This window comes from Allobaculum sp. Allo2, assembly GCF_022701175.1.
Classification (GTDB): Bacteria; Bacillota_I; Bacilli_A; order Erysipelotrichales; family Erysipelotrichaceae; genus Allobaculum; species Allobaculum fili.
Window position 1 is genome coordinate 152,298 of the sequence record NZ_CP078088.1, and the last position, 25,095, is coordinate 177,392.

Annotated in this window: 26 protein-coding genes, 1 pseudogene and 2 riboswitches; of the genes and pseudogenes, 16 read left to right on the top strand and 11 right to left on the bottom strand. The window is 51.6% G+C overall.

Annotated features, from left to right (window positions below; genetic code table 11):
• Positions 1-492 precede the first annotated feature (492 nt).
• The 11 genes and pseudogenes from KWG61_RS01025 (at position 493) to KWG61_RS15690 (ending at position 8,176) form a co-directional block, all read left to right on the top strand.
• A complete protein-coding gene (locus tag KWG61_RS01025) occupies positions 493-1,950 on the top strand; it encodes a hypothetical protein (RefSeq protein WP_242744677.1) in 1,458 nt (485 codons plus the stop codon).
• Positions 1,951-2,110: 160 nt separating this feature from the next.
• On the top strand, positions 2,111-2,338 hold the full coding sequence (locus KWG61_RS01030; RefSeq protein ID WP_230267122.1) for a FeoA family protein: 228 nt from the start codon (positions 2,111-2,113) through the stop codon (positions 2,336-2,338).
• Positions 2,328-2,789 (top strand): FeoB small GTPase domain-containing protein, encoded by a 462-nt coding sequence (locus KWG61_RS01035; RefSeq protein ID WP_242744678.1) that lies wholly within the window; start codon positions 2,328-2,330, stop codon positions 2,787-2,789. The genes KWG61_RS01030 and KWG61_RS01035 overlap by 11 nt, the downstream gene beginning before the upstream one ends.
• Before the next feature lie 56 nt (positions 2,790-2,845).
• The gene (locus KWG61_RS01040; RefSeq protein WP_242744679.1) at positions 2,846-3,862 is read left to right on the top strand and encodes a ferrous iron transporter B; all 1,017 of its coding nucleotides are present in this window, start codon (positions 2,846-2,848) and stop codon (positions 3,860-3,862) included.
• 38 nt (positions 3,863-3,900) lie between these two features.
• Entirely contained in the window at positions 3,901-4,350 is a 450-nt protein-coding gene (locus KWG61_RS01045) for a nucleoside recognition domain-containing protein (protein WP_242744680.1), read from the top strand.
• A 271-nt stretch (positions 4,351-4,621) separates the two neighbouring features.
• Positions 4,622-5,258: pseudogene (locus tag KWG61_RS01050) on the top strand (zinc metallopeptidase).
• A gap of 193 nt (positions 5,259-5,451) precedes the next feature.
• Positions 5,452-5,553: riboswitch (TPP riboswitch) on the top strand.
• Positions 5,554-5,759: 206 nt separating this feature from the next.
• A complete protein-coding gene (thiW, locus tag KWG61_RS01055) occupies positions 5,760-6,257 on the top strand; it encodes an energy coupling factor transporter S component ThiW (RefSeq protein ID WP_242744682.1) in 498 nt (165 codons plus the stop codon).
• Positions 6,258-6,380: 123 nt separating this feature from the next.
• Positions 6,381-6,483: riboswitch (TPP riboswitch) on the top strand.
• Between the two features lie 76 nt (positions 6,484-6,559).
• The gene (locus KWG61_RS01060) at positions 6,560-7,210 is read left to right on the top strand and encodes a hydroxyethylthiazole kinase (RefSeq protein WP_242744683.1); all 651 of its coding nucleotides are present in this window, start codon (positions 6,560-6,562) and stop codon (positions 7,208-7,210) included.
• The gene (locus KWG61_RS01065) at positions 7,189-7,371 is read left to right on the top strand and encodes a hypothetical protein (RefSeq protein ID WP_242744684.1); all 183 of its coding nucleotides are present in this window, start codon (positions 7,189-7,191) and stop codon (positions 7,369-7,371) included. Before KWG61_RS01060 ends, KWG61_RS01065 begins: the two co-directional genes overlap by 22 nt.
• A gap of 188 nt (positions 7,372-7,559) precedes the next feature.
• A complete protein-coding gene (gene thiE / locus KWG61_RS01070; protein ID WP_256460822.1) occupies positions 7,560-8,060 on the top strand; it encodes a thiamine phosphate synthase in 501 nt (166 codons plus the stop codon).
• Positions 8,048-8,176 carry a hypothetical protein gene (locus KWG61_RS15690; protein WP_256460731.1) on the top strand — a complete coding sequence of 43 codons (129 nt, stop codon included), beginning with the start codon at positions 8,048-8,050 and terminating at the stop codon, positions 8,174-8,176. The genes thiE and KWG61_RS15690 overlap by 13 nt, the downstream gene beginning before the upstream one ends.
• A gap of 342 nt (positions 8,177-8,518) precedes the next feature.
• On the opposite strand, the gene KWG61_RS01075 is transcribed toward KWG61_RS15690, so the two are convergent.
• Together KWG61_RS01075 and KWG61_RS01080 are read right to left on the bottom strand one after the other, a co-directional pair.
• Positions 8,519-9,310 (bottom strand): transposase, encoded by a 792-nt coding sequence (locus tag KWG61_RS01075; protein WP_242743451.1) that lies wholly within the window; start codon positions 9,308-9,310, stop codon positions 8,519-8,521.
• Positions 9,307-9,750, bottom strand: a complete 444-nt coding sequence (locus tag KWG61_RS01080; RefSeq protein WP_242743450.1) for a hypothetical protein — start codon at positions 9,748-9,750, stop codon at positions 9,307-9,309. The genes KWG61_RS01075 and KWG61_RS01080 overlap by 4 nt, the downstream gene beginning before the upstream one ends.
• 328 nt (positions 9,751-10,078) lie before the next feature.
• On the opposite strand from KWG61_RS01080, the gene KWG61_RS16845 reads away from it, so the two are divergent.
• Genes KWG61_RS16845 through tenA form a run of 4 tightly spaced genes read left to right on the top strand, consistent with a single transcriptional unit; the run spans position 10,079 to position 12,236 of the window.
• Positions 10,079-10,267 carry a bifunctional hydroxymethylpyrimidine kinase/phosphomethylpyrimidine kinase gene (locus KWG61_RS16845; protein WP_367614234.1) on the top strand — a complete coding sequence of 63 codons (189 nt, stop codon included), beginning with the start codon at positions 10,079-10,081 and terminating at the stop codon, positions 10,265-10,267.
• A gap of 1 nt (position 10,268) precedes the next feature.
• The gene (gene thiD, locus KWG61_RS01085; protein ID WP_367614235.1) at positions 10,269-10,973 is read left to right on the top strand and encodes a bifunctional hydroxymethylpyrimidine kinase/phosphomethylpyrimidine kinase; all 705 of its coding nucleotides are present in this window, start codon (positions 10,269-10,271) and stop codon (positions 10,971-10,973) included.
• Positions 10,906-11,532, top strand: coding sequence for an energy-coupled thiamine transporter ThiT (locus tag KWG61_RS01090; RefSeq protein ID WP_230266867.1), 627 nt, complete (start codon positions 10,906-10,908; stop codon positions 11,530-11,532). Before thiD ends, KWG61_RS01090 begins: the two co-directional genes overlap by 68 nt.
• The gene (gene tenA, locus KWG61_RS01095) at positions 11,529-12,236 is read left to right on the top strand and encodes a thiaminase II (protein ID WP_230266868.1); all 708 of its coding nucleotides are present in this window, start codon (positions 11,529-11,531) and stop codon (positions 12,234-12,236) included. Before KWG61_RS01090 ends, tenA begins: the two co-directional genes overlap by 4 nt.
• Positions 12,237-12,366: 130 nt before the next feature.
• Here tenA and sstT read toward each other — a convergent pair whose 3' ends face one another.
• The 3 genes from sstT to KWG61_RS15695 all read right to left on the bottom strand — a co-directional run bounded on the left by sstT (position 12,367) and on the right by KWG61_RS15695 (position 14,975).
• Positions 12,367-13,671 (bottom strand): serine/threonine transporter SstT, encoded by a 1,305-nt coding sequence (sstT, locus tag KWG61_RS01100; protein ID WP_242744686.1) that lies wholly within the window; start codon positions 13,669-13,671, stop codon positions 12,367-12,369.
• Positions 13,672-14,022: 351 nt separating this feature from the next.
• Positions 14,023-14,775, bottom strand: coding sequence for a hypothetical protein (locus tag KWG61_RS01105; protein WP_242744687.1), 753 nt, complete (start codon positions 14,773-14,775; stop codon positions 14,023-14,025).
• A 68-nt stretch (positions 14,776-14,843) separates the two neighbouring features.
• The gene (locus KWG61_RS15695) at positions 14,844-14,975 is read right to left on the bottom strand and encodes a hypothetical protein (RefSeq protein WP_256460732.1); all 132 of its coding nucleotides are present in this window, start codon (positions 14,973-14,975) and stop codon (positions 14,844-14,846) included.
• A 518-nt stretch (positions 14,976-15,493) separates the two neighbouring features.
• On the opposite strand from KWG61_RS15695, the gene KWG61_RS01110 reads away from it, so the two are divergent.
• Positions 15,494-16,432, top strand: coding sequence for a hypothetical protein (locus KWG61_RS01110; protein ID WP_242744688.1), 939 nt, complete (start codon positions 15,494-15,496; stop codon positions 16,430-16,432).
• 255 nt (positions 16,433-16,687) lie between these two features.
• Here KWG61_RS01110 and KWG61_RS01115 read toward each other — a convergent pair whose 3' ends face one another.
• The 6 genes from KWG61_RS01115 to KWG61_RS01140 form a co-directional block, all read right to left on the bottom strand.
• Positions 16,688-17,188, bottom strand: a complete 501-nt coding sequence (locus KWG61_RS01115) for a GNAT family N-acetyltransferase (protein WP_230266872.1) — start codon at positions 17,186-17,188, stop codon at positions 16,688-16,690.
• A 360-nt stretch (positions 17,189-17,548) separates the two neighbouring features.
• Positions 17,549-18,979: a trypsin-like peptidase domain-containing protein gene (locus KWG61_RS01120; RefSeq protein WP_230266873.1), complete on the bottom strand. Its 1,431-nt coding sequence runs from the start codon at positions 18,977-18,979 to the stop codon at positions 17,549-17,551.
• A 535-nt stretch (positions 18,980-19,514) separates the two neighbouring features.
• Entirely contained in the window at positions 19,515-19,739 is a 225-nt protein-coding gene (locus KWG61_RS01125) for a hypothetical protein (protein ID WP_242744689.1), read from the bottom strand.
• A 23-nt stretch (positions 19,740-19,762) separates the two neighbouring features.
• The gene (locus tag KWG61_RS01130) at positions 19,763-21,445 is read right to left on the bottom strand and encodes a hypothetical protein (RefSeq protein WP_242744690.1); all 1,683 of its coding nucleotides are present in this window, start codon (positions 21,443-21,445) and stop codon (positions 19,763-19,765) included.
• Between the two features lie 30 nt (positions 21,446-21,475).
• Positions 21,476-22,789 (bottom strand): hypothetical protein, encoded by a 1,314-nt coding sequence (locus KWG61_RS01135; RefSeq protein WP_242744691.1) that lies wholly within the window; start codon positions 22,787-22,789, stop codon positions 21,476-21,478.
• Between the two features lie 192 nt (positions 22,790-22,981).
• Complete coding sequence (locus KWG61_RS01140) at positions 22,982-25,060, bottom strand: RND family transporter (protein WP_242744692.1); 2,079 nt, start codon at positions 25,058-25,060, stop codon at positions 22,982-22,984.
• Between the last annotated feature and the right edge of the window lie 35 nt (positions 25,061-25,095).

Sequence of the window (25,095 nt, forward strand, 5' to 3'; positions counted from 1 at the left end):
CCTTTTATTTTGAGGCGCCGGTTAAGCGCTTTCCACAAAGGCCAGTTATTTCAAGATGACGCTCATTTAATGCAAAGAAAAAAGAACTGCAGGATTTACAGTTTTAACGTCGGTTCAACACCGCATTCTTTTTAGTCCTCTCTTTTATTCAGGAACTGGTGTTCTCTTCCTCTGATCTGTTCTGCCCGAATGCAGATTTCAGGAACTGCCTGATGCGATGACTGGCGTGGATCTGGCTGATGTCTTCTCTGCCCGAAAGAATTCTTCAGACTCATTCTTCCGCTTTCTGTTCTTCAGGTTCCTCTGGCGCTTGCCCGCGCTTCTGGATGCATCACTCTCTGTCTGGAAGACCGACTATCTGGAATGATTTTCTCGTGGTGTTAAATTGTATGCGCAATTCTCTGTCTGGCGTGAGTCAGACGGCGAAACTCTGCAGGATCCAAAAGGCTGACTTCCCGATGGTTCTGCACTATGCAAAGGAGAAAATAAGAAATGAAACACAGAAGTTTAGGCAAATTCCTTGTTGTTGCTGCCTCCATTTCTATGGCCATGACTCCAATCACTGCTCTTGCAGCTGGTGAAACCGATTCTGGTGCTCAGACAAGCGGCGAAACAAGAGTGGATACCAAAGCTCTGCTGAATGATGCTATCAAATATGCTAAGGCAGCTAAAGAAGCTGCTTCTTATGCCAATGTTGTAAAAACAGTAAAAGACAACCTTGATACGAAACTTGCTAAAGCTGAAGAAGTAGCTGGTAAAGCTGATGCGACTACTACTGAAATCAACGCTGCATGGTCCGATCTGGTTGATGCTGTTCATTATCTCGACTTCGTAGGTGATCGCACGGCTCTGGACAAAGCCATCACTGATGCAAAAGCCGAAGTTACCAAAGAAGAAGACTATAAAGCTGGCTGGGCTGCATACGCTGATGCTCTGAAAAACGCTGAAGATGTAAATGCTGATGAAGATGCTCTGCAGGATGAAATCGATGCAGCTAAAACAGCTCTCGAAACTGCAGTAGCTGGTCTGGAAAAGAAAGACGAAACTCCAGTTACCGTTAACAAAGACGCTCTGAAAGCTGCCATTGCCGCTAAACCAGAAGGCGAAGCAACTGACTACACCGCAGACAGCTGGAAAGCTTACACGGATGCAGTAACTGCTGGTCAGGCTATTGTTGACAAAGCAGATGCTACACAGGCAGAAGTTGATGCTGCTACCGCTGCAATCAACAACGCAAAAGCTGCTCTGGTTAAAGATGACGAAGGCGACGAAGTTGATAAGACTGAACTTGAAAACGCAGTGAAAGCCAACAAAGATCTCGCTGAAACTACACCAGAAGGCGACGATTCGCTGAACCCTGAAACTTATGGCGCATTCACCGAAGCTTACAAAGCAGCTAAGGCTGTCCTCGACAAAGAAGACGCTACTCAGGATGAAGTAGACAAAGCCGTTAAGGATCTGAAAGACGCTTATGCTGACCTCGATCAGGTTATGTACCGTGCTTACAACCCGAACAACGGTGAACACCTGTTCACAGCCAACAAGAAAGAATACGACTTCCTGTCTGCAAACGGATGGAACGCTGAAGGCGAAGCCTGGATTGCTCCGAAGGGCGATCTCCCTGGCGCAACCAAGATGACACGTATGTACGACGAGAACTCCGGCGAACACCACTACACTAAGAACCCGAAAGAAATCGAATTCCTCGAAAAGAGCGGTTGGAAGAACGAAGGCGAAAAGTGGGCTACTGCTGCTGAAAACGAACACGTAATCCATCGTCTGTACAACCCGAACGAAACACGTGCCGGCCGTCACCACTACACTCTGGCTGACAAGGAAAAAGACTTCCTGGCTAACAACGGATGGAACTGGGAACATAACGAAGGCGACCTGATCTACGCTAAGGCACCAGCTCCTGAAAAAAATAGTCCTGAATATCTCGATTCTTAAAATTTCTCGTTAAACGAAAGAGTCTAAGAGAGCGCTTATTCAAAGCGCTCTCTTTCTTTTGCCGTATCTTTGAATTCATTTCTTTTTTCTGGAAAGGGGCACAGTTATCCCCGACTTACTTTTTCACGCTATAATGAGAACGTCAAAAAGGAAGTGAATTATGAAGACTTTAAATTCCGTTCATGCAGACCAGTCGGTTACCGTTGAAGAATTTCATCTCGACTCCAAAACCGCTTTGCGTCTTCAGGCGCTGGGAATGATTCCAGGTACCCGAATCACGGTTTTACAGCGTAAAGGAAAAGGAACGATGATCATTGACCTGCGTGGTACCCGCTTTGCACTGGGTCCGACGATCACCGAGAACATTCAGGTGAGCTATGATCAATAACGATTTAACGATTGGATTCATTGGAAATCCTAACTGTGGAAAAACGACTTTGTTCAACGCCTATACCGGCGCCAATCTGAAAGTAGCCAACTGGCCGGGTGTTACGGTTGAGCGCATGGAAGGCGCAATTTCATCTCATGGCAAGCAGATCCGTCTGGTCGATCTGCCCGGAACCTATTCTCTGAATTCTTTCACGATGGAAGAACAGGTATCGAGACAGTTCATTCTGTCGGATGAAGTCAGCGTCGTAGTCGATGTAGCGGATGCCAGTTCACTGGAGCGTTCCCTGTATCTGACTTTGCAGCTGCTCGAAATGGATAAGCCGCTCGTTCTCGCTTTAAACATGATGGATATTGTCGAAAAGCGCGGCATTGATCTGGACCTGCACCGCCTGCAGGAGCTGTTGGGCATCCCGGTGATTCCGGTCATCGCCAGAAAAAGCGCGGCTTAAAGACGCTGCTGCATGCCGCACTGCACCAGAACGAAGACAATCATGCGCCAAACCATATGCCGCTGGAAATCGACTGCGAACGCCAGCGGGATCACGTCATGATTTATTCGGATGACATTGAAAGCAAGATCGCCAGGATCGAAAGCCTGCTTCCCGCAGATACGCCCAGAAAACGGTGGACCGCCATTTCCCTGCTGATGGATGATCCGCAGATCAAGGCGGAATATCCGCTGGATCTTTCCTCCATTGTGGATGGTCAGGAAGCCAATTCGATCGTCAATCAAAAATACGATCGCATCGCGGAAATCAAAAACGAGGTGCTTCTGGGCAAAGATCGCTCGGATCAGTTTTCTTCGAAAGTGGACGATTTTGTAACGCGTCCATTCTGGGGCGTCGTCCTGTTCCTGCTGATGATGGCCCTTGTCTTTGCGCTCACCTTCACACTGGGCGATTATCTTTCCGGTTATCTTCAGGAAGGCATTGATTTGTTTACCCAGTGGATCGGAAGCCTGTTAACGGGCGTTCACGCCTCCGACTGGCTTATCAATCTGATCTGCGACGGCATCATTTCGGGTGTCGGCGGCATTCTGACCTTCCTGCCCAATATCACGATTCTTTTTCTGGCTATGGCCTTTCTGGAAGACTCCGGCTATATGGCACGCGTCGCCTATGTCATGAACGAGATCATGGAAAAGATCGGTCTTTCCGGCCGTGCCTTTATCCCGATGGTTCTTGGGTTTGGCTGTACGGTTCCGGCTATCATGGCCAGCCGTGCGCTCGAAAGTGAACGGGATCGTAAACGGGTCATGCTGCTGACGCCGTTCATGAGCTGTTCCGCCAAGCTTCCGATTTACATTTTGTTTTCCGGCATGTTCTTTCCGGATCACGCCATGTGGGCGGCCTACTCGCTGTATCTGATCGGCATCGGCATGGCCCTGCTTCTGGCCTGGATTCTTCACAAGATGGACGGCGAACAAAACGAGTATCCGCTGCTGATCGAACTGCCTGCATATAAAATGCCGAGTTTCCATACAGTATTCATTTATGTCTGGGAAAAGTCAAAGACTTCCTGACGAAAGCCGGCACGACGATCTTCATCGCTTCGATCGCTTTGTGGCTGCTGATGCATTTCTCCATGAGCGGCTATACCGATGACATCGCGACTTCTTTTGCGGCCATCCTCGGCCACGGCCTGTCCTGGATTCTGATTCCGTGCGGCCTTGGCTTCTGGCAGATCGCGGTCGCTCTGATCGCCGGTCTTTCCGCCAAGGAAGTTGTCGTCAGCTCCATTGCGGTTCTGTTTGGCATTGCCAACGTCACCAGTTTTGGCGGCATGCAGGTGCTTCATCAGGAACTGCTCTCCATCGGCTTTGGCCCGCTCAACGCCTATTGCATGATGCTGTTCTGCCTGCTCTATATTCCGTGCGTCGCTGCCCTTTCGACGATCCGCAAGGAATCCAGGTCCACGCTTTTCATGCTCAAAAGCGCCGGCTTCCAGTTCGCGGTCGCCTGGGTCGTTACCACACTGGTCTATCAGATCGGCTCTCTGTTCATTCACTAGGCCATACGGCGGAAAGCGGCAGATCGTTTCTGCCGGCTCTGAGGTTTTGGCTTTTCCGGCATTTGCTTCCGTTTTCTTTTGAATGCCTTAAACGGGCGGACATTCTTTCAGGTCCGTCCGTTCTTGTTTATTCCTAGATGTTGTAGAGTTGTCATAAAGGCTCTGGCTTTGCCCGGAGCCGGAAAGGAAGTCATCTATGTTCTATCCTTATTCTTACGGCTACCGCGGATGGTACGGCATTGATCCGGGCTATCTGTGGGTTCTGGCCGCCATGCTGCTGGCGCTGCTGGCTTCATTATGGGTGCAGTCCACATTCAGAAAATATTCCCGGGTTCCCTCCACCATGTCCGGCGCTCAGGCGGCCCGTTATGTTCTCGACCATAACGGTTTAAGCAATGTCCGCATTGTCCGCATTGCGGGCAATCTGACCGACAACTACAATCCGGTCACCAAAGTCCTTTCCCTTTCGGATTCGACGTATGACAATTATTCGGCTGCAGCGGTCGGCGTCGCCTGCCATGAAGCGGGACACGCCATTCAGGATGCCCGACATTATCTGCCCAACCGGATTCGTTCCGCACTCGTTCCGATCGTCAACATCGGCTCTTCTGCGGCGATTCCTCTGTTCATTCTCGGTCTGCTTCTTGATGTGACCGGTCTGATGTGGGCGGGCATTATCCTGTTCTCCCTTTCCCTGCTTTTTGGTCTGGTCACCCTGCCGGTCGAATTTAACGCCAGTTCGAGAGCGCTGAACACGCTCAAGACCGATCCGGCTTTCACAAAGAGCGATTATGAGGAGCCAAAAAGTTCTGGTTGCGGCAGCCAGCACATATGTCGCCAGCGTTTTCGTTTCTCTCGCTCAGGTTATGCGCTATATCGGCATGGCCAGACGCAGAGACGATCGCTGATTGCTTTCCAGTTTCTGCTTTCAGAAATGGATTTCTTGTTCTCCATTTCGATTTTCGCGATTCCTTCGGGGATCGTTTTTCTTCTGGCTTCTTTGTACGCTTTCCTGACGAAGCCGGAAGGAATTGCCTTCTGGTCTGCCTCAGGAATTGACAGACTCGGCTGTGTGTTTTAGAAAAAGCTTGTACCATTTCAACAAAACAGCAGGGGAGCTCAAAAGAGCTGAGAGGAAGTCCGGCTTCGACCCTGGAACCTGATGCGGATTATGCCGCCGTAGGAAGCTGACCAGTCGACCGTTGACTTTTGCAGGAAAATCCGTTCTGGGTTTTCCTGTTTTTGTTGAAATGGGTGGAAATGAGAAAGGTTGTGATCTGCTCCGGGAAACCGGCATGGACAGGGGAGCGCCTGACATGAACTGCTGCGAGGGAGGCCATCATTCTGGTCTGAGAGGGAATCCGAAGATTCCGACCGTCTGTTTTGTATTCAGAAAGAGAGGATTTGAAATGAAAAACAATTCGATTCGAAAACTTACTTTTGCGGCGCTCCTATGTGCAGTTGCGGTTGTGGGAAGCCTGTTTTCCTTCCCGATTTTCGGAAGCCGCTGTGCGCCTGTCCAGCATATGGTCAACATCATCTGCGCGGTTCTTCTTGGACCGTGGTACGGAACCGGCGTCGCGTTTGTGGCCAGCCTTCTGCGCAACATGCTCGGTCTGGGAAGCATTATGGCGTTTCCCGGAAGCATGATCGGCGCTCTGTTTTGCGGACTGGCCTGGAAGTACAGCCATAATCTGTGGCTGACCGTTCTGGCGGAAGTCTTTGGTACCGGCATTCTGGGCGGTCTGTGCGCCTATCCGCTGGCTATTGCCTTTCTGGGCGTATCCGCCGGGGAAGTGGCTTTTACGCCTACATTATTCCCTTCCTCATTTCTACGGTCGCGGGCTCGCTCATTTCCGCGTTTGTTCTGGAAGCCATGTCCAGAACCGTCATGCCTTCCCTTTTGAAGCAGGAAAACGCCTGACGAAAATCGGCGTACTTCCGTGCTTTCGAACGGAAATTAAAACGACCGGTCACCGTTTCTTGACGGCTTAGAAAACAGGTTTTAGAAAGGAATTAATACCCGTTCCATCAAACAGCAGGGGAGCTTTGAAAAAGCTGAGAGGAAGTTTGGCTTCGACCCTGGAACCTGATGCGGATTATGCCGCCGTAGGAAGCTGATCTATCGACTTTTGCAGGAAAATCCGCTTTGGATTTTCCTGTTTTTTGTGAACGGGTACAAGGCCGCAGAGAGAAAGGGGAAAACTTTATGGATTTCCAAAACGAAACGCGTTTCTGCACAGCGGATCCCCGTCTGCTGGAAGCTTTGCGAAAACGGCATCCCCGGGTTCACTGCATCACCCCTGCTGTGAGCGCAGCCAAAGTAGCCGATGGACTGAGTGCTGTCGGCGCTTCGCCGATTTTAAGCGAAGATCTGCAGGAATGTGCGGAGATTACCAGAAGCAGCCAGGCGCTCTCCTTATCGATTGGAATGCCTTCCGAAAACAAATGGAACGTCCTTCGAAAAAGCGGAAAAGCCGCAAAGGATGCAAACATTCCAATCGTTCTCGATCTGACCGGCATCGGCGTATCGCCCTTCCGTCAGGCAAAAGCACTCGAGCTTCTTACAGAAATCCATCCCTGGCTGATCAAAGGCAATCTTTCCGAACTGGCCAGCCTCTGCCATATGGGCGGCAGCGGAAGCATCGATGTACAGAGCAAAGAGGTGCAGGCCATCGGGGATTCCAGACGCTTTCTCGAAGCGCTGCTCGACTGCGCCAGTGCCCATTCGTGTCTGCTGATCTGTACCGGTAAGGAAGACCGGCTCTTCACACCCGATCGCCGTATGTATGCCGCCCGGGGCGGTTCAGCGTGGATGGCCGCTCGATCCGGAACCGGGTGCATGTTAACCGCCTTTTAGCAGCCGCTCTTGGCGTATGGTCCGACCAGCCCGAACAGGCTGCGGCGTGTGCTTTAGGCTGGTTTAAAGCCTGGGCCCAGATTGCCGAACAAAACCTGCAGACTGCGGAAGGCAGCGGGCATTTTCTGATCCGTTTTCTGGATGCGATGAGTCTCTCGTAAAACGATGACCGCAGACCGATCCCCATCCCATCCGATCCAAGTCCGATCCGCTCATCGGATTCGCTTTGGAAGCCATCTCAATCTGCGAAACTTGCCTGAAAGATGGGAAGTCACATTCCCGGAAAAGAACATAGAAAGAGAGGAAAAGTATTGGAAAAGACCTATGGAAGCAGCTGAAGCTGTATGCCCTGACCGATCTTCGCTTTGTACAGGACAATCCGTCCAAAACGATGGCAGATCTCGTACGCGAAGCCATTGCTCAGGGCGCAACGATGATTCAGCTGCGCGAAAAACGGCTGAACGGTGCAGCGCTTGAAGAAGAAGCGCGTCAGGTCCTGGCCGTATGCCAGGAATCCGGCATTCCGCTGATCATCAACGATGATCTGGAGCTGGCTTTAAAAATTCATGCCGACGGCGTGCATCTCGGCCAGAAAGACGGGTCCTGCAAAGCGGCCCGCTCCATTGCTGGAGAGGATTTCATCATCGGTGTGACCGCGCCTTCGGTTGTACTGGCCCGACAGGCAGAACGCGATGGAGCCGATTACATCGGAGCCGGGGCGATTTATCCGACCCAGACCAAAACGGATACGAAGCCTTTAACACCGCAGGCGCTGCGTGAAATTACCAAAGCCATTTCGATTCCTGCAGTAGCCATTGGGGGCTTGCCAAAAACAACGTGGACGTCCTGAAGGATACCGGCATTGCCGGCTTTGCGTCTTCTTCTGGCGTCTTCGCGCATCTGGACGATCACACATCGGTCCCCTCGTTTTTAAAGAAAGCCCAGGAGATCTGCGTGAACGCCTAAGCAAGCGTCTGAACAAAGCGAGCAAAGCCAAATAAGGCCAGGCAAAGTCCGGCCAGACAAAACAAAGATTCACAGTAAAAAACAAAGATTCGCAGGAAAAGCTGTACGAAGCAGCCAATGTCATTAAGTTAAGGAGGGATAAAAATCGTATACCCTGTTCATGAGCGTTGTCATTTCTTATATTTTGCGTCTCAGGCATGACGAAAAGGATGATTTTCTACCTGTTGAAAAAATCATCCTGATGACTTTTCGGTTTTCAAATCTGTCACTTCTTCTTTCTGGTATCAGCTCTTCCTTCTCTGATCGGAGATATCCTGGCCAGAAGAAGATCTTCCAGTGTACTCAAGCTGATTCTGGCTTTTTGAACAGCCACTGTTGAATCGTTTTGATGATGAATCCGAAATCTGCCTTCTGCTTGTGCTTTTTGGCCTGAGCGATGCGCTTCTGGTGCTGACGAGATCTTTCTACCTTGTTGCGCAAACGGGAACAAAGATTGTAGAGAGTCATTTTGGCATAGATCTCTGCCTGGACCAGATCAAGCTTCCTTGAATGAGTCCATTCAAGATCGGTGTTTCGTTTCAGTCCCCTGAAGCCGACTTCAACCTGCCAGCGCAGACGGTAGATCTGCTTGATGTCCTCGGTCCCAAACTCAGCTTCCGACAGATTGGTGCAGACGGTAATGAATGATTCATTCCCTTCGCAGGCAGCTTTGAACCTCACAACCCTGATATTTAAAGGGAGTTCAGTCGTTTGACCGTCAAATTCAGGCTGCTTCCTGTACGAAGAGATGTACTTATAGACATCCCAATGGTCTTTGACATGCCTGTTGTTTTTACTGGTCAGAATCACATTGAAAGGAATGTCATACTCTTCTGACTCGGGAGTCTTATAGTACTTGAGAATGCTTGTAGATGATGTCTCGTCTTTGATACGTATGACAAAAGGGACATGTTCCTTCTGCAGGCGATAGAAAGACATAAGAGCTTCGTATCCCCGATCAGCGATGAAGATGGCTTTCTGAAATGAAGAACGCTGAGCGAGTTCAAGAAGAGCTGAATCTTCATTCTTCTCAGAGCCGGGTTGAAGCAGCGCGTCAGTAAAGACGGAGTTGAGGGCGTCGAATTCGGCATTCAAATGAACAAAGTGCCTCTTCTTGCCTTTTTAGAAGCGCCATAGGTGATGTCATTGTCCTGTTCAGGAAGAACTTGAATCTCGCTTCCATCTACAGCGAGGAGGCGATAACCCTTGAAGGTTTTAACATCAGAGCTGGAAGTTGCCTTGTTAAACCGATTGAAGACGTTTTTATAAAGTGAAGAGTTGATTTTGGAACGGGCCTGAGACACAGCAGAGGCTGAAACAGATGATCCGCCCTTAAACAGGATCCAGGGAAAGGAAGCAGCGAGGGATTCCTCTGTCAGCTGAAACGGAAGAAGGACAAGCTCATGCAGGTCAATCTGCCGCTTACGGGTGAAGGCGGACTGAGAAGTAAAATTGGCAGGGTTCGCCGTTTCTGAGCTGATGATATTGAGGAAGGTGTTTCTGAAGAAAGAACATTCTTTGGCGATAGCAGTCATAGGGAAAACTCCTTTAAGTTCTCCCCATCGGCTGCGAAGCAGCCGCGCGGCGGCAGAAATTTGTCAATAGATTTTTAGAAAAAGTGAAAAACTCGAATCATTCGAGATTTGACTTGAAGAGTAGAAAAAGACCACATCACTGCTTAACGCTGATGTGGTCTGAGAAATCTTAACTTAATGACATTGACGAAGCAGCAAAGAAAAATGCTGGTAACGATCGAATTCTCGATCGAATCCAAATCCAGCCGCGACGAATTGGGGGCACCACCTTGCGCCGCGTAACAAAAGAAAATGCATGAAAGAACTCAAAAGAAAGAGGAATACGAATATGTATACTGCATTATCCATCGCCGGATCCGATCCGAGCGGAGGCGCCGGCATTCAGGCCGATCTGAAGACTATGACGTGCAATGGCGTTTTCGCCATGGCGGCCATGACGTCTCTGACGGCCCAGAACACAACCGGCGTCAGCAATATCTTCCCCGTCACTCCCGAATTTATCCGCGAGACAGATTGAAATGGTCGTTCACGATATTCGACCCGACGCCGTCAAAATCGGCATGGTCGGCAGTGCACCTGCCATTGAAGCGGTCGCTTTATCCCTTCAGGAAATTCCGGATGTAAAAACCGTCGTCGATCCCGTCATGGTTTCCACCAGCGGCAGTCTGCTCATTGATCCAGACGCCATCGAGGCGCTTAAAACGCATCTGATCCAGGACGCCACCCTGATCACGCCAAACATCCCCGAAGCCGAAGTTCTCTGCGGCTTCTCCATTCAGAACCGGGACGACATGGAAAAAGCCGCCCGCAATCTGGGCAGCACCTTCCATACCGCCGTTCTTGTCAAAGGCGGTCATCGCGTCGAAGACGCCAACGACGTGCTTTACGACGGAAGCAATCTGATCTGGTTTGAAGGCGAACGCGTCCAGACGGAAAACACGCACGGCACCGGCTGTACCCTTTCGAGCGCCATCGCAGCCAATCTGGCCAAAGGGTTTAATCTGCCTCAGTCCGTACGAAGAGCCAAAGCGTACATTACCCGGGCACTGGACGACGGCCTGAATCTGGGCAGCGGTCCCGGACCGATGAACCATGCCTTTAAAGGTCACGAAGATTTTTTGATCTTCCTGAAAACGATCCGGAGGTCTAGGTACGATGCTTACGCAGATTCTTATTGTCGTCAGTCTCATCGCCTATTTTGGAATCAGCCTCTGGCTGGTTAAGGACGTAAAGCTGACCACGTCTTCGATTTCGATCTGCGCGATCTGCATCGCGCTGACCCTGATTCTGGAATCCATTTTCATTCCGCTGCCGACCGGCGCGGTGATCACGCTGTGTTCGCCCGTGCCGCTGCTGGTTCTGGCCATCTGCTTTGATCCAAAGCTGGCCATTCTTTCCGGATGGATTACCGGTCTGCTTTCCATCGCACTGCTTCCTACCTGGCAGCCGGTCCATTGGGCACAGATTTTTGTGGAACACCTGGTGTGCTTTTCCTGCCTGGGCTATGCAGGACTGTTTTCGGCGAAAACGAAGCTGGGCATTCTTCCCGGCCTTCTGCTCGCGTTTGCGATCAAGTTCATGGGCCATGCGGCCAGCGGTGTTGTCTTCTTTTCCCAGAACGCCTGGTCGGGCTGGGGTCCCTGGGCTTACAGCATGACGTACCACCTCACCAGCAAGGTCCCGCTGTTCCTTCTTTGCACGCTGGTCATGCTCGCCCTGCCGCTCAAAACGCTGGAGCGCCTTGGCAAATCCAAAATGGTAAAGAAAGGAGCCGCCCAGTGATTGAAGCGCTTCGTCATAAGAAAGATTCCTTCAGCGCGCGTCTTTTAAACGATTCCATTCCGTACTGGAACCATTACCTCCGCCATCCGTTTCTGCAAAAGCTGGCCAATGGGACGCTCTCGCACGATCGCTATACCGGCTACATGATGCAGGACTATCTGTATTTGAAAGAGTATGGACGCTGCTTCCTTCTGGGTATGGTTAAGGGCACCGACCCCGCCTTTCGCGCCGTTTGCGAACATTATCTGAAGCGGATCAACAATTTCGAGCTCGACGTTCACCGCGGCGCGTTTGAAGCGCTCGGCATTTCGAAACAGGATCTGGAGCGTGCCGTTCCTTCGCTGGAAAATCTTGGCTATACCTCCTACATGCTCAAAGTCTGTCTCGAAGGCAAACAGGAAGAAATTTTAATTTCGATTCTCGCCTGCGCCCTCAGCTACGAATACATCGCGCACGAAATCGTCAAGGAAAAGCCCGAAGCCTTAAACGATCCGCTGTACGGCAGCTGGTTTGCGCAATACGACTCGGCCGATTACGCCAAAGAAAACGATGACCTCTGCGCGCTGCTCGACGATCTGACCAGAGAGCTTTCCAAAGAGCGGCTCGATGCCCTCGAGAATATTTTCCAGACCTGTTCCCGTTTTGAAATGGGCTTCTGGAACGGAGCCTGGCAGACGGGTGATGAAACGCGGCTTTGTGCCTAAGCGATTTGTAAACACCCAGTAAACGCTCTATACGCGTTCCAAAATACGAATCTCCCGAAAATACGCTGCGCTTCAAATTCCGCCATTTAATGAAAACTGGCTGAGCGGATCCGTCCGACTCAGCCAGTTTTTATCTGAAATTTTCTGCATAAAGCTTCGAATTACCTGGAAGCTTTTTTCTTGCGAAGGAATTCCGGAAGCGGTTTTCCTTCTTTTTCCACTGAATGAATTCCGCTGTCGCGGTAAAGACGGCATCGCCGGCGGAGTTCAGGCAGGTTTCTACCGAATCCTGAACGACACCGATAATGAAGCCGACCGCTACGACCTGCATGGCCACATCCTGAGAAATGCCAAACAGGGAGCAGGCCATCGGGATCAGCAGAAGAGATCCGCCGGCAATACCCGAAGCGCCGCATGCACCGAGCGCAGCCATCATCGAAAGCAGAACCGCAGCCGGGAAGGAAACCTGAATGCCCAGCGTATTGGCGGCAGCGAGTGTCATGATCGTAATCGTGATCGCAGCGCCGTCCATGTTGATCGTGCTGCCCAGCGGAATCGATACGGAATAGAAATCCTTATCGAGACCCATCTTCTTGCACAGTTCCATGTTGACTGGAATATTCGCAGCCGAACTGCGGGTAAAGAATGCCGGAATGCCGGATTCTTTCAGGCACTTGAACACGAGCGGATATGGATTGACGTGCAGATAGCAGAACACCACAAACGGGGAAACGACGAGCGCCATGAACAGCATCGTGCCGACGAGCAGAAGCAGCAGCTTTCCGTAATCGGTAAAGATGGACAGACCGCTTGTCGATACAGTCGTGTAAATCAGACCCATGATGCCAAAGGGCGCCAGGTTGATTACCCAGCGAACGATCTTGCTGACGGCTTCCGCCACGTCGTTCATGAACTTCTTCGTATTGTCCGAAGCGCAGGCTTTCATCGCCAGACCAAAGAGAACCGCATAAAACAGAATGCCGATATAGTTGCCGTCCGCGATCGACTGGATCGGGTTGGAAACGATATTGGCCAGCAGGGTATGCATGACTTCATCGAGGCCCTGCGGAATCGTGGACGCGCTCGCCGCTTCGGGCAGAACGATGGTCTGCGGAAACAGGCGGGACGCCAGCACCGCCAGTACAGCGGCTAAAAATGTCGTCAGCATGTACAGCCAGATGACAGTACCAAACCGGCGGTCAAGGCGGGAAGAATTTTGCGCAAGCGCACTTGCGACAAGAACAAAAACCAGAATCGGCGCCACGCCTTTCAGCGCGCCGACAAACAGATTTCCAAATTCGCCAATCCAGGTCCAGCCTGGCACCAGCAAAGCCAGTATGACGCCAATCACCAGACCAATCAGAATGCGAAGAATCAGGCTGGTACGGTTGTAGCTTCGAACGAGCTTCAGACACCCATTTTTAATGGATTGCATAAAAACTATCTCCTTTTCCCTTGTCGGAAAATGAAAAACATCGAACCAGAACAGCCGATCCGTGTTCGATGTTCAAATTCACCAACAAAAATAATAATACGTGATCCTCTGATCGCCATACAAAGACGCCTGTCTCCGCCATCTGAACGTTATTCTTGCTCGCTTTGTATGTTTTTATCATGTTTTTCGGAAGATACGTTCTTGCCTTTTGGCCTCTGTCGTTCTTTCTTCCATTCGTATCTTCCCTTTTCACACTTTTTGCCGCAAAAAGCCGGAGCGTATGCTCCGGCCTGGCAATTCAAGGGGTAAATCGTATGACTCTGTCCTCTCTTTCGAATCTGGATTTTCTGATCAGTGCAGTTCGTAGTACTTGATGGAATCCTGCAGTTCGTCGAGGCGGCGGGTCATTTCTTCGAAATCGTCATCGTTTTCCGCCTGCTGATGGGTAACGAGCGAATCGAGCAGATCGGCGGCTTTCTTATTGATCTGGACGGAACGTTCATAGTATTTGCGCAAAATGTCCATGTTATGACCAATCTTCACATACTGTCTGGCCTGTTCGAGATTGTTCTGGGACATGGCGATCGCTTCATCCAGTCCAGCTGTGAAACGGGCAATCGACAGTTTGCTTCCACCAAAAATGTTTTCGAGAATGGCCTCGGAATTGTCCTTGATGCGGTGCAGTTCCCGGTCGTTGTTTTCGATCTGTGTCAGCAGATTGCGCTCGATCGCGCGCTGCGTCTCCTTGGCCTCGTCAACGACTGGCCGGGCCTTTTTCTCCGGTCGTGGGAAAAGTTGCCCGCTTCCGCTGGAAGCACGTGTGTCTTTCACATTGGGAATCGGCGGCTTTTTCGGAATGGGCGGCTTTTGAGACGGCCGCGCCTGTGTACGGGACGCATGGCTTTGCGAAGAATTCGCAGGAGAAGAATACGTACGCGGACCGGCTTTCAGTGCCCCCATGCCCAGGTAGACCGAGCCCCAGTTGGAAAAATAGCGGCTGAGGCCTGGTGCGAAAAACAGAAGGAAGGAATAGAGATACATCATCAGCCCTTCCAGATAATAAAAGGCATACGGCATGACGACCGGATGCGAATAGCCGAACATCGCCTCGTTATACTCGCTGTTTTGCGGCTTTTGCGGGGAAACGTACTCCGTTCGCGTTCTGGCCTGACCTAAAAATGGCCGACATAGTAAATGACTGGAATAATAAAAAGGAGTTTGAAAATGAACCCCAGATGCAGAACAAAGGCCAGCGCCATGGGCAGAAGCATGGGGAGCAGATCTTTACCCGAATTATCTGACATATCTTTTCCCTTTCCTGAATAAAACGGTTTCCCGCCGATCGTGCCGTTCGCTCAAATCGCCCGGAAACCGGAAATAAACCTGTAATATGAATTATACCGGCCGCTCAATTTCTTTTCATCCATCGGCCGTCTGGAAAACCGAGGCTTATTAAAAACTTTACTATTCTTTTCCGGTATTTTGGATAGGCACCCATAACGCGGTCAGTCTGGGATTTTTTGATTTTCAAAGCCTGTCCGACCACGGGAATCTTAAAAACGGCCCGGTTTCTTTCCCGGCCGCTGTTCAACAGTATCTGTACACGATAAGGAGTCACCATGAATATTCTGTATTTTCTCTGCAACTTTCTGCTTTCCTTTTTATTTTTCTGAAAGGCACCCAGATTCTCGGCTTTTTAAAGGCGAAAGAGTATGACAGTCTTTCCGGCTATTCGAGCCCGGATCTTGAACCGGGCACAAAGCGCTGGATTCGCGCTCAGGAAATTTATGGAGACGCCCTGCGCAAATGCGGCGCAGGACTGATGCTTCTGAATGTAGTCGGCGCGCTTTCCGTATTCATGCTGGAACTGCCGGTCATTCAGATCGAATCCGTCATCCTTCTGCTTCTGGAAATTCTTTCCTTTTTCGGCGCGAAACTGTGGACCAGAAACCAGATGGCCAAGGACATTGTCCTGACCCCTTCCGCCCCTGCAACGCCGGCTGGCGAAACCGCACCGGCAGACGAAGGATCCAACCGATCGGATGCTTCTTTGGAACATGCAGACGATGCGAAATCTGAAGCGCACAAAGCCGAGGACGAGAATCCCGACGAAAGTCCGAAAGAAACGCCGGCAAAAGCAGAAGAAACTTTCACAGCCGATACACAGGACGATGCGATCCCGGCAGAACGCGACGATGAGAAGGAATCGGTTTCTGAACAGGAAGAACTCGAACCAGATGCTGCCGCAAACGAACCAGACGCAGCCGCGCAGACCGAACAGCCGAGGGAAGCGTCTGTACCGACGGACACGAACGAAAACGAACCGGCTGAACCGGTCCTTCCCGCTGAAGATGCCCATATTCATTTGGCTCCTTCCTCGTCCTCTGCAGACACACAGACGACGTCTTCTGAACCGACTGCCTCTTCACCCTCTTCTGCTCCTTCAGAATCCGCAGCTTCTTCGATCGAACGCAAGGCGGCCCCTTCTCCGGAACGAAGAACTGCGCCGGCTCACGAAGAGAGCAGCTCGGAAGAATCCGGTCTGGAAGATGTGGATCCTAAAGAAGCCGACCGTCTGGCCCGCTCCATTCTGAAAGCTTCCGCTTCCCGAAACGATCGCGCCTCGTTCCATCGCCGCGATCGCCGCAACCAGCAGATTGCAGAAAACGGCTTTCAGGTCCACCAGATCCAGAACAATTCCGATCAGGCCTCCTTTTCCATCAAGCGTCTGCCGGAAGATACAGACACCGAATCCAAATAGAACAGTCAGGATCCCAGGATATAGAGTCATCCTCCGTTTTTCCGCTCCTGTCCTCCTCTGCTGTCCCCGTTTCAAAATCCATGCATACGAAAATCGCCCGCAGAAAGAAACAAAGCGTTTCTCCTTGCGGGCGATTTTCCTGTGTCCTCTTTGAGGTCTCACCGGATGATGTGCGGATCTCTGTCGATCTGCTGAATCTCCGTGAATCTGCGGATTTGTGCGAATCTGCATGAATCTGCAGCGATCTATGCGATTTTATTCGCGATTTTCCCTCTCGGACGGGTACTCGAGAATCTTTTCCATGCCGATTTTCTGCGGCTTGAGATTGAGCGACTCATAAAAGTGAAGGGCCGAAGTATTGTCTGCCCATACGTTGAGCGTCACGTTGTAACAGCCGCTCTTTCGTGCGAAGTCGCAGACGTATTCATACAGATGACGGCCGATGTGCTGATGGCGGATGTTCTGATCGACGCAGAGATCGTCGATATAGAGCGTTTTGATCGGCGTGAGGATATTGTCGTTGGGATGCTCCTGAAAAATGCAGAACGCATAGCCGCGAACCTGTCCTTCTTCATCTTCGTAAACAAAGACCGGTGTCTTTTCCTCGCGAAGAATCGTTTCGAGCTGTTCGTCGGTGTATTTGCGGGCGCCGGTCTTAAAGAGATCCGGGCGCGCCTGATGGTGTACTTCCAGAACCTGACTGAGCAGGCTGTCAATGACGTCAAGATCGTGAAGATCCGCTCTTCGAATATTCATTTCTGTTCCCTCCTCCATCCGGGCTGGCTACCGCTGGCTGGTTTTCTTCTGGCTTTGTTTCGCACCGTTTTGTCTTTGTTTTGGCCTGGGTTGGGCGGTTTTGGCCAGCCGCCTTCGGTCTGTACCTGCCGGGCGGTGTCCCGCCCATTTAAACCGGAATGGCTTTGCGGCTTATGCGGATGAGTGAAGCCTTGCTTCACTATCTTACATACTGGTTACAGACGTTTTTCATTGTAATCCTCTGCTTCTTCTTTAGCAGAGATTTTCCTTCGTTCCATTCTGTCTCCTTTTTGAACCTTCATCGTTTCCGCTCTGGAAAAGGGAGCCCATAAAAACTGTCCGCAAGGGACAGTTTCGGGATTAGTCAGCGTAGAAGGCGATGCCTTCGTATTTCCAGCCGTAGTAAATCAGATTATCGCGTTCATCTTCACTGAGAGTGAAATGATGGCTGCCGGTTTCGGCATTCGGGTTATAGAGACGATAAACCGGATGTTCATAATGTTCCAGTGCAGCTTTCCAGGATTCGCCTTCTGCGCGCCAGCCAAAGCCCTGCAGCGCGTTGTATTCCTTCTCATCGATGGTGTAGTGATGATCGCCGGTATTCGGGTTATACAGACGGAAGACCGGAATCGCGTTGTCTTCGTCGCAGGAAGACCAGGCCAGACCTTCTGCATTCCAGCCGGCCCGATCGAGGTAATTGGCTTCCTGCAGATTCAGCGTGTAGAAATGTTCGCCGGAATTCGGGTTATACAGACGGAAGACCGGATCCGGTACACGCGAGTTCTGCGCGATCCAGACGAGACGTTCACGGTCCATCAGAGGTCCGCCGGAACGGTCACGGTACACATAGACGTAGGCAAACAGAGAAACGACTTCGCCGTTTTCGTTCAGCATCGGCGATCCGCTCTGGCCGCCGCTGCCGTACGTGTTGGATTCCAGAATGCGGTCAAACACTTCCACATCGCTGCCCCAGCTTTCGTACTGGGTCGAAATGTCATTTTCGTGATTGTATTCCGCCGGATAGCCGCTCAGATGCAGCCGCTGGGCCTTGGCGCCGTCAATCGAAAGCGGAAGCTTGCCGGTTTTGGCGGCAATGTCGTCGTTGAGTACAATCAGTGCCACGTCGTTGGCTTCGTGGGCGTCGTTCAGCCAGCCTTTATCGACTTCGAAATATTCAACATCTTCACTCGTCCACGCGCCAAACGGTGCGGAATAATCGGTGGCACCCGGGGTGATATGAATGCTTTGGATCCAGCCGTAGCCGTGTTCCACATCGTAAATACAGTGGCCGCACGTCAGAACCGTATTTGGACCAATGACAAAGCCGGTACCGACGTAATAGCGGTGTTCATCGTTCTGGTCTACAAATTCCAGACGAAGCTTGCAGATGGCGCTGTACGGCATGCGGGTCGTATCCATAACGCGGGTACGGGTTTCGGGAGAATCTTCGTTGTATTCGGGAAGAATATCCGAACCGTCCGGTCCGCTTGGATCTTCCTTGTACACCGGATCGAGCGGCTGTTCGTTTTCTGGTTCTGCCTCTTCTTCCGATGCAGCATCGTTTTGAATCTGCGTCGAATCAAACGCGTAGCGAACCGAGTCGTCCTCGACAGTTACTGTACCGTTTGGTGCGTCGGTAAAATCCGGCTTTTCCTTTGCCAGCATGGCTGTCGGCGAAAGAAAGGAAAACGCCATCGTCAGGCTTAATACCCAGGCGCCAAGACGATGTCCAAGTTTTGGACGCGTTGACCCATAGGCTGGGGGAATCGGATAAATATGTTTTCGTTTCATGCACAATCTCCTTATTCTATGTTGCCGGGCTGTGAAGTTTCCTTCGTTATGCGTCCGGTAAATATGTCGATCACTATATTGCAGTTTTCTAGTGCCATACTACCCGATCGGTGTCCGTCTTTCTTTTCAACTGACCATATAAAAATGCGGTTCGCATAATGTCAGTTCTGTTTTCTCGCCGTCCTTTCCGACTCTTTTTCTCAAGTATCGGATCGGGTCAATTTCTTATCTTAGTTGTATATAAAGGCCTTTTTGCGCTTTTTCGAGAGCCGCTCCCGCCTGGAAAAGCGGCGGTCCTGCCTCTTTCAAGTCCGGTTACCGAGCGATACGCCTGTGCCGTTTTTCTCGTTCTGTGCTGTACTTATTCGCAAAACGGATTTCATTTTGGAAAGCGGCCGAAAAAGGCTGATCCTTCTGAGGGTTCTGAAGTTCCCTCAGGCTGGATCAGCCTATTGTGCCTGGACAGAGTTCTGTCGTTCAGAATTTATGAACGAAACGGGTTCGCATCGATTTTCATCGAGCGTTTCTTCGTTCCTTACTTTTCGCTGCTTTCGCTTTCGCTGGAGTCAGCTTTTGAATCGTCGGCTTTGGAATCGTCGGCTTTCTTGTCTTCCGATTTCTTATTGTCCGACTTCCTGGTGTCCGGGGTTTCGACTTTGAAGATGTAGCGAACCGAAGTCTTGGCACCTTCCGGTGCACCGGCGAAGGTGGAGTACTCTTCGTTGAAACGGATCGTTTCATTGCAGAGGTCCTTGAACATGGCGATTTCTTCTTCGCCCCAGTTCAGAGCTTTTTCAGCTGGCTCATGCCTTCGTCATTGAGTTTGACGGTTCCGTCTTTCAGCTGACGCGCACCGTCATCAAGCTGGCTTGCGCCATCCTTGAGTTGTGCGGCGCCATCCTGCGCCTGGGTGATGCCGTCATCAAGCTGGCTTGCTCCGTCATACAGCTGACTGGCTCCCTGATTCAGCTGTACAGCGCCTGCATGCAGAGCGCTCGATCCGGCGTAGAGACGGGAAGCGCCGTCGTGCGTCTGGGCGATACCAGCGTTCAGATCGTTCATGCCGCTGTGTACATCCGACGCGCCCTTGCTTAATACGGTTACGCCGTTGATCAGTTCCAGATGACCGGCCTGCAGCGCCTTGGCACCGGCATTGACGCTCGAAGCGCCGCTGGCGAGTTTGGCTGCGCCGTCATTCATGGACGCGGCAGCGGTGCTCAGCGATGTGGCGGCATCAATGAGTGTCGTGCGGCTGTCGGCCAGTTTCTGGGTCGAATCCGCAAGCTGATCCATACCCTTATTCAGGTCGTCGGCTTTTGTGGACAGCGTCTGGCTTAATGTGCGCAGACCGCTTTCGAGCTGGTCAATGCCGTCATCCGTCTTCGCTGTCAGTTCGCCGACACCGTCATCGAGTGTGGAGATGCCGGTATGCAGCTGGGAGGCAGCGGTACTTAACTTGTCGGTTGCCTGCTGGAGTTTCGTCAGCGAAGCGCTCAGGTTAGTGAAATCCTCGCTGGCGCTGATCTGGTTCAGACCATTCTGTACGCCGGTCAGTGCGGTAATGGCTGTATCGATATCGTGATCCAGGCTGGTCAGCTGCTGGACGGCTCCATCGAGTGAAGTGGAGATCGTGGAAATCTGGCTGAGTTTCTGGGAAAGACTTTCCACATTGGCTGTGGAAATCGGTGTAATTGCCGTCTGCAGCGGAGCAATCGAAGCCGGCAGATCGTCTACCGAAGTCTTGGCGGTGGCCAGACTGCTTCCGGCAGCCTGTACGCTGGTCAGCGCACCGGAGAGCTGCGGCAGAGAAATGGCATTCAGGGCAGCCCTGGTCGCTTCATCGGTTGTGGATGCAGCGGCAGCGGCAATCGCCTGACGTGCGGCTTCAACCTGCGAAGAGGCAGTCGATACGGATGTGGCGGCCTGACTGTTGGCGGTCTGTGCTGCGGTGATCGCATTGGACGCACCGGTTTTGGCGTTGGAAGCCGCCGCAAGTTTCGTATTGCGATCGGCAATTTCCTTGTTAGCTGCCTGAATCTGCGCGTTGGCCGAGGTTACGCCCTGGTTGATTGTATTGACGTCCGTACGAATACCCGAAGAAAGCGTTCCGACATTGGCGCTTGCACTATTCAGTGCGGTCTTCATCGTATTGAGCGTCTGCAAATCGTTCGCAAGCGTCGTCTTCTGACCCTGCAGAGTCGTCAGAGCGCCGGAAAGCTGGGTGCTCAGTGTTGACAGCTTGGCCGGATCCATCCCGGAAATCTGAGTATTCAGAGCGCTCAGACCATCGGAAATCTGTTTGGAACCATCCTTGGCCTGATCGGCTCCAGTCTGCAAAGACTGCACGCCCTGATCAAACTGGGTCTTGAAGGACGCTGCGCCATCGGCGGCTTCACCGCTCTTATCGGAAGCGGCTTTCGTAAATTCCGATACGCCGGATTTTGCGCTCTTCATGCCGTTGTTCAAAGCGAGGAAGGAATTGCCGAGCTGATACAGCTAGCCGTCCCGGCCGGTAAGGGCATCAACTTTTGTCTTGAACTGAGACGTACCGTCGCTCAGAGATTTCGATCCGCTTTCCAGCTGTTCGGTTCCGGCAGCCAGATCGTCGCTGCCTTTGGACAGCTTGTTGACGCCGTCCTGGGCAGATTTTGCACCGCTTTCGAGCTGTGCAGTTCCGGCGGTCAGCTTGCTGGAACCAGAAACAAGAGCATCGGTTCCTTCCGCCAGACGTTTCGCGCCGGCTTCGAGATCCGCGGTGCCATCCTGTGCGGCTGCGGTTCCGTCTTTCAGCTGGGAAGAACCGTCATGCAGTTTTCCGGAACCGTCTTTCAAAGCGCCCATGCCGTCGGTGAGGGAGTTTGTTCCGTCCAGCAGCTGATCGGCACCGTCGCTCAGTTTGGCTGCGCCGTCCACAAGCTGGTCAGCGCCGTCAAAGAGCGGCTGCAGTTTCGAAGTGAGTTCGCTCAGATCGTCCATATCGCTCAGTTCGGAAAGCTGGATTTCATTGGTTGCACCGAAATACATCTGCGGCACTTCAAAGTCTTTTACATCGGCTTCGATCGTCACATCATCACTGGCGCCAAGCTTATCGGTAAAGGAAGAAAGGCCGGCGCTGTCCATTGTTTCGGTTAATCCAGGCAGTGCAGCGAACATCAGGAATTCGCGTTCGCCGTCATTAATGGTCTCGCCCTGTTCGCAGGAAATATTGGAGAAGATCTTGCCGTCGAGATCCATCAGACCGCCCGCTGCAAAGAGCGGATGAATGATGACGTTCTTTCCGTTGAGATTAACGGTTTTCTTCTGATCGTTAACGAATTCCACGTTCATTTTCAGATGACCGCTTTTGCCTTTGAGCTGTTCGGCCGTCATCGTTTTTCCGTCCAGGCTGTAGGTAACTTTGATCTGTACCGGCAGTTTTTCCCTGGACGTACCCTGATAGTAAAGATCGTTGCCGTTTACGTTCCATGTGTAGACGTCGCCGGAAACGGTCGGCTTGTTGTCTTCTTTCAGATCCTGTACGTCGCTCAGTTTCAGATTTTCGCTGATCTCGCCGAGTCCGTTTGGATTGTGCAGCCAGGACGTAACGATCGTTTTGGAAATATTGCCGTTTTCATCCAGGAACGAGTAAACCGTTTCGGTTTTTGTGGTGTCTTTCGCATCCTTTTTGGATTTTGCACTTTCTTCCTGAAGGATCGTGCGGCTGGCGTTGGAAGGTTCCGCTTCCCTGGCCAGTACGCTAACAGGAAGTGCGGAAAGAGACAGAGCGCTGCTTAACAGAGCGGCTCCGAGTTTCTGAATTGAGTTTTTCATATTCGAAATAGCATTCCTTTCCCTCCGCTGTCCGTTTCCCGTTCGGTCCTTCAAACGGGAAATGGTTCTGGAGGCTGATTCTTGTCGGCCAGGCAATGGGAAGCCTGCGCCATGTGGACAAGCTGCTTTTTTACTGCGGGCATCCTGCCTGTATAGAACAGATGAGGATAAGATGGAAAATCTGCGGATTTTCTAAGCCAGACCGGTCTGCTGGTCCAGGCGAAAACCGGCTGGAGAATGCGGCTGGTTTTCTGAATTCACGTCATTCACTGTCTGTGCAGCAGTTTTGGAATCCTGTGTGTTTACCGTTTGGGCAGTTTCGGCTTTGGCATCCGAATTCGATGCGTCTTCTTCCGGTGCAGCTTTCGGCCAGCCTTTTGTGGTTCTGGTGATGAACTTGTTGCACGTAAGAAGCAGAGCCGGCAGAACCGTCAGAATGACGATGACACTGATCAGGGCGCCGCGGCCAAGCAGGGTGCACAGCGATTTGATCAGGTCCATGCGGGCAATCAGGCTTACGCCCGAGCAGGCCGCAAAGAAGGACATACCGGAAGTAATAATGGAAGGCATCGTCTGGGTGATCGCCGTCGTAATGGCTTCTTTTGGCGGCTGATGCGCAGCGAGCTCTTCACGGAATCTGGACGTTATCAGGATGGCGTAGTCGATGCAGGCACCCAGCTGAATGGTGCCGATAACGATGCCGGCGATGAACGGCAGTTCGGTATGTGTCAGATACGGAATGCCCATGTTGACGAAAATCGCAAATTCAATACAGAGCACGAGCAGGATTGGCAGCGATACCGATTTAAAGGTAAGGGCAATAATAATGAAGATAGCGAGGATGGAAACAAGGTTGACCATCTTGAAGTCGATGTCGGTAACCTTGATCAGATCGCGCGTCATGTTGCCCTCGCCGGCGATCAGCGCGTTCGGATCGTATTTCTGTGTAATGGAATACAGATCTTCAATCTGATTGTTCAGCTCATCGGTAGCTGAACGATAGGACGTATTGACGAGAATCAGCTTGCGGCCGTTGGCTTCGAGTACATCCCGGATGGCATCCGGTTCAAGTTCCGAAGGAATCATCGGTCCGGCAAACTTTTCATAGGCGACTACGCTCGTAATTCCATCGAGGTTTTCGATTTCATCGACCATCTGACGCGTCTTGGACGCGGAGAGATCCTGATCGACCATGATGAAATGCGAAGTCGTCATATCGAATTTATCTTTCAGTTCGTTGGTGCCCTCAACCGCCGGAAGATCGGCAGGAAGAGAAGCAGCCAGGTCGTAATACTGTGCCGTATGGGAGTTGCACCATAAGGCCGGAACAAACAGCAGGGCAAAGACAACCAGAATTGCTTTGCGATGCTTGACAACCCAGTCGGAGAATTTCGGCAGCGGACGGATCAGAACCGGATGCTGCCATTTTTCAATCCATGGGTCAAAGAACATCAGCAGAGAAGGCAGAACCAGAATCGTACACAGCACGGCGAACAGAACGCCTTTGGCCATGACGATACCGATATCGCGTCCAAGCGTCAGCTGCATGACCAGCAGAGCAAGGAAGCCGGCGATTGTCGTAATGGAAGAGCTGGTAATGGAAAGCCATGTCGCATGAATGGCCCGGGCCATGGCGTCTTCCTTGGAATCGCCTTTATTTTTCTCTTCCTGATAGCGGTGCAGCAGGAAGATGGAGTAGTCCATGGAAACGGCCAGCAGCAGAATCATGCTCAGCGCCTTGGTGACGTAGGAAATCTCGCCAAGGAAAATATTGGTTCCCATGTTGTACAGAATTGGATAAACCATGCCCAGAATGAAGATCAATGGCGCCAGCCAGGACTTCAGTCCGAGCGAAAGAACAATTAAAACCAGAAGAACCGCAATGGCGGAATAAATCGGCGTTTCCCGATCCACCATCGCTTTCGTATCCGCTGTAATAGCGGAAAAACCGGCGACATGCACGTTGTCGCTGCAGAGCTTTTTAATTTCCTCGATCGCATTCATCGTGGAATCGCTGGCCGCTGCATCCTTGAACGTGACGATGATCATCGTCGATCCGTCCGAATAGATGGCATCCGTCAGCGAAGAAGGAAGAACATCTGCCGGAATCTGGGCATCCACGACATCTGTCTTGGAGAGCGTCGTATCGACGCCGTCGATCTGAGAAATCTGCTCTTCCAGCCTGGCCACATCCTTGTCCGGCATGTCGTCTACAACGACCATCGCCGTACCCGCCAGGTTGAAATCGTCGCTCAGCACATCCTGCGCCACAATCGAGGGGAATCCTTTGGAAGATATGTCAGAAT

Excerpts from the sequence above, each read along its gene's own strand:
- KWG61_RS01025 (WP_242744677.1), top strand. The coding sequence starts at position 493 with ATGAAACACAGAAGTTTAGGCAAATTCCTTGTTGTTGCTGCCTCCATT.
- KWG61_RS01030 (WP_230267122.1), top strand. The coding sequence starts at position 2,111 with ATGAAGACTTTAAATTCCGTTCATGCAGACCAGTCGGTTACCGTTGAA.
- KWG61_RS01035 (WP_242744678.1), top strand. The coding sequence starts at position 2,328 with ATGATCAATAACGATTTAACGATTGGATTCATTGGAAATCCTAACTGT.
- KWG61_RS01040 (WP_242744679.1), top strand. The coding sequence starts at position 2,846 with ATGCCGCTGGAAATCGACTGCGAACGCCAGCGGGATCACGTCATGATT.
- thiW (WP_242744682.1), top strand. The coding sequence starts at position 5,760 with ATGAAAAACAATTCGATTCGAAAACTTACTTTTGCGGCGCTCCTATGT.
- KWG61_RS01060 (WP_242744683.1), top strand. The coding sequence starts at position 6,560 with ATGGATTTCCAAAACGAAACGCGTTTCTGCACAGCGGATCCCCGTCTG.
- KWG61_RS01080 (WP_242743450.1), bottom strand. The coding sequence starts at position 9,750 with ATGACTGCTATCGCCAAAGAATGTTCTTTCTTCAGAAACACCTTCCTC.
- KWG61_RS16845 (WP_367614234.1), top strand. The coding sequence starts at position 10,079 with ATGTATACTGCATTATCCATCGCCGGATCCGATCCGAGCGGAGGCGCC.
- thiD (WP_367614235.1), top strand. The coding sequence starts at position 10,269 with ATGGTCGTTCACGATATTCGACCCGACGCCGTCAAAATCGGCATGGTC.
- KWG61_RS01090 (WP_230266867.1), top strand. The coding sequence starts at position 10,906 with ATGCTTACGCAGATTCTTATTGTCGTCAGTCTCATCGCCTATTTTGGA.
- sstT (WP_242744686.1), bottom strand. The coding sequence starts at position 13,671 with ATGCAATCCATTAAAAATGGGTGTCTGAAGCTCGTTCGAAGCTACAAC.
- KWG61_RS01105 (WP_242744687.1), bottom strand. The coding sequence starts at position 14,775 with ATGTTCGGCTATTCGCATCCGGTCGTCATGCCGTATGCCTTTTATTAT.
- KWG61_RS15695 (WP_256460732.1), bottom strand. The coding sequence starts at position 14,975 with ATGTCAGATAATTCGGGTAAAGATCTGCTCCCCATGCTTCTGCCCATG.
- KWG61_RS01110 (WP_242744688.1), top strand. The coding sequence starts at position 15,494 with ATGCTTCTGAATGTAGTCGGCGCGCTTTCCGTATTCATGCTGGAACTG.
- KWG61_RS01115 (WP_230266872.1), bottom strand. The coding sequence starts at position 17,188 with ATGAATATTCGAAGAGCGGATCTTCACGATCTTGACGTCATTGACAGC.
- KWG61_RS01120 (WP_230266873.1), bottom strand. The coding sequence starts at position 18,979 with ATGAAACGAAAACATATTTATCCGATTCCCCCAGCCTATGGGTCAACG.
- KWG61_RS01125 (WP_242744689.1), bottom strand. The coding sequence starts at position 19,739 with ATGTTCAAGGACCTCTGCAATGAAACGATCCGTTTCAACGAAGAGTAC.
- KWG61_RS01135 (WP_242744691.1), bottom strand. The coding sequence starts at position 22,789 with ATGAAAAACTCAATTCAGAAACTCGGAGCCGCTCTGTTAAGCAGCGCT.